This is a genomic window from Plantactinospora sp. B6F1 (assembly GCF_040120695.1).
Lineage (GTDB): Bacteria > Actinomycetota > Actinomycetes > Mycobacteriales > Micromonosporaceae > Plantactinospora.
Window position 1 is genome coordinate 1 of record NZ_JBEEAC010000070.1, and the last position, 3,125, is coordinate 3,125.

At 75.1% G+C, this 3,125-nt stretch carries 2 protein-coding genes; both read right to left on the minus strand.

Annotation, left to right across the window (positions count from 1 at the left end; translation table 11 throughout):
* Positions 1 to 1,658 (minus strand): IucA/IucC family protein (locus ABNF97_RS33690; protein ID WP_349341032.1); only part of this gene is annotated, 1,658 nt, incomplete at its 3' end.
* A gap of 25 nt (positions 1,659 to 1,683) precedes the next feature.
* On the minus strand, positions 1,684 to 2,886 hold the full coding sequence (locus ABNF97_RS33695; protein WP_349341033.1) for an ATP-grasp domain-containing protein: 1,203 nt from the start codon (positions 2,884 to 2,886) through the stop codon (positions 1,684 to 1,686).
* Between the last annotated feature and the right edge of the window lie 239 nt (positions 2,887 to 3,125).

Here is a 3,125-nt window from a genome sequence, read left to right on the forward strand (position 1 = left end):
CGGTCCCAGCCGGCGGGCGGGCCGGCCCAGCGGTCCCAGCCGGCGGGCGGGCCGGCCCAGCGGTCCCAGCCGGCGGGCGGGCCGGCCCAGCGGTCCCAGCCGGCGGGCGGGCCGGCCCAGCGGTCCCGGGCGGCGAGCAGCCGGTGGCGCAGCGCCGGACCCGGCGCCGGTACCGGTACGCCCCGCTCGGCGAGGGCGCGCAGCGGCGCGGCCGCGGCGAGGTGCAGGGTGATCGTGGTGAAGACGTCGGCCAGCTCGCCGGGGTCCGCGACCCACATCCGCTCGTCCCGCAGCGCCGGCCCGGACCGCCGGGCCAACCGGGCACCGTCGTTGTCCTTGTAGAGCAGCCGGAGCCCGCCACCGGGGGAGGTGTCGTCGGGCGGGTCGAGGACCAGGTGGATGTTCTGCTGGTGCGCCTCGAGCGCGATGCCGTGCCGCAGCCAGAGATAGCCGTGCCAGTCGACCAGCAGGTCCAGGTAGGACTCCAGCAGCGGGCGCGGGTCCGGCCCGCCCACCCGCTGCGCGACGGTCCCGCCGGCCGGGTCCTCGGCGGCCAGCGCGGCGACCGGGACCACCGCCCGCCCGACAAGCCCGGCCGGGAAGCGGCGGACCAGGAAGGACCGGACCGGGTCGCCGGCATGGCCGTGGCAGCTCTCGTCGGCGTGCAGGATCCGGCCCGCGAACGCCGGCTCGGCGGCGGCGATCCGGGCCAGCAACCGGTGCAGTTCCGCGCCGTCGACCAGGGTGCCCGGGGCGATGGTACGAACGTTGCGGGCGCCGAGCGTCGCCGTGGCCAGCGGCAGCTTCAGGTGCGTGTACGGGTCGGCGACCAGCGCCACCGTCCGGGTCGACAGGGTCGGCCGGACGCGCACCTCGGGCACGTCACCGCCGACCGGCAGGCGCAGCCGGTCGGCGGTGACCGGATGCACCGGCAGCAGCACGGTCTCCGGCTCCCCGGCCGGGGGCCACCAGCCCGGCAGCGCACCGCTCAGGGTCAGCTCGGCGCGGGGCACCGGCAGCCAGCGCAGCGCGAAGGTCGGGGCGTGTTCCGGGGCGTACCGGAGCAGGGCGGCACGGTCCAGACCGATCCGGGCCCGGCTGGTGGGATAGACCGGGTGGTCCGCCCGGGCGGCCAGTACGTCGTCGAGCAGCGCTCCGGCCATCCCGTCCGGGGTACGGGCACGGGCGGCGAGCAGGTCGGCGTGGACCCGGTAGCGGGTCTCGGCGGCGAGCCGGCGGGCGACGAGATCGTCCCGGCACTCGGCGCGGAACGCGGCCCAGCCCGCCTCGGCGTCCGGATCGTCCACCGGGGCGAGAACGTCCAGCAACTCGGCGAGGCGCCGGACCACCCGCGCCGGGACACCGGAGCCGGTCTCCCCGTCCGGCGTCACCGGCCCCGCCTCCGGCCCGCCGTCCGGCAGCACCACGAACTCCGGCCGGGCGGTACGCAGCTCGTGCTGGAAGCCGTCGGGCCGGACCGGCAGCCGCAGCCGGGCGCCGGGAATCCGGGTCAGCCACCACCGGCCGCTGCGGTGCCCGTTGCCGGTCAGGCCGAGGTGGTCCTCGCGGAGCAGCGCGTCCAGTACCCGCTGGAAGAGCTGCCGTTCGGCGGCGTCCACCCGCTGCGGCAGTTGCCGCTCGGCGCCGGTCCCGCTCACCGGGCCGCCCCGGAGTCCAGGGTGGTCATTCCTCGATTTTCCAGCGGTGGGTCGCCCGGAGGTCGCGCAGCGCGTCACGCACGGACCTCGGGTCGGGGCCGATGGCGTGCAGCGCGGCCAGGTAGTCCCGATTGGTCCCGGTCAGCGGTGCGGTCACGCCGACGGTCCGCAGTGGACGGGAGCCGAGCAGCACCCCGGCCGGCCCGGTCGCGTCCACCGGGCCCGGTGCGGCGACCAGGGTCCCGGAACGGGTGGCGCAGACCCACTCGACCCGGGCGTGCCGGTTCAGGCCGACCGGGTCGGGCAGCGCGGGCAGCGGCTCACCGGAGTGGATCCGGATCACGTGCGCGAAGAGTGGCAGGTCGAGCAGTTCGGCCATCACCAGGTCGACCCGGTCGCCGATCAGTCGGTAGTTGACCTCGACTAGCCGGGCCCGGCCGCCGGAGACGACGAACTCGGTGTGACAGGCGCCGAAGCCGACGCCGAGCGCGTCGAGTTGGGCGAGTACCTGGGCCAGTACCGGCGCCGGCAGGTCGGGCGCCCAGTCCAGGGCCTCCTCGGTGAAGGTCGGCGGCGAGCCGAGGCTGGTCCGCCAGCCACCTAGCACGGCGGTGGTGGTGCCGTCGCCGATGGTCTCCAGGGTGTGCAGGTCGCCGGCCAGGTACTCCTCGACCAGCAGGCCCTGACCCGGGCGGCGGGTCCGGATCTCGGCGACCCGGCGGCGCAGCTCGGGCATCCCGTCGACCAGGTAGACGTCCTCGCTGGCCACGCCCTCCCGGGGCTTCACCACCGCCGGGAACGGCACGGTCGCGGCCCGCTCCGGGGGATCCTCCGGGCCGAGCGCCAGCACGGCCACCCGGTCCAGTCCGGCGTCGGCGACGGTACGTCGGGTCAGCAGCTTGTCCTTGCTCCGCAGCGTCGCCCGCCAGTCCTTGCCGGGCAGTCCCAGGTATGCGGCGGCGAGCGCGGTAGGGGTCTGTAGATGGTCGCTGTTGGACAGCAGCGCGACCGGCGGCTCGCCGCCCCGGTGCACCGCGTCGAGTACGCCCCGCACGTCGCGGACGTCCGCGCCGGACACCTCCGCTCCGGACCGCTGTTCCGGGCTCGTCGGCCAGGCGTCGGGCTGGTCGGTCAGTACCGTCACCGGCAGCCCGAGTCGGGCGGCCGCCGGCAGGAAGCCGTCGAGTACCGAGTCGGTCGGGTTGAGCGCGGTCAGGTAGAGCCGCACGGCATTGCTTCTTCCCGTTACTAAGGTAAGCCTCTCCTATTTCGCAGTTAGGTTAGCCTTGCTCGCCGCCGAATGGAAACCACGACACAGGTAGCGCCGGCACGACGAACCCGGGTGTGTCAACTTGACGGTGGAGATTTCTCTCGCGTGTCTTGGCTGGTGTCGAGTTGTGTCGATGTCAGTGGCGGCCGGCGGTGACGCGTCCGTCGAAGGTGATGTCGAAGGCGTTCAACGCGGCT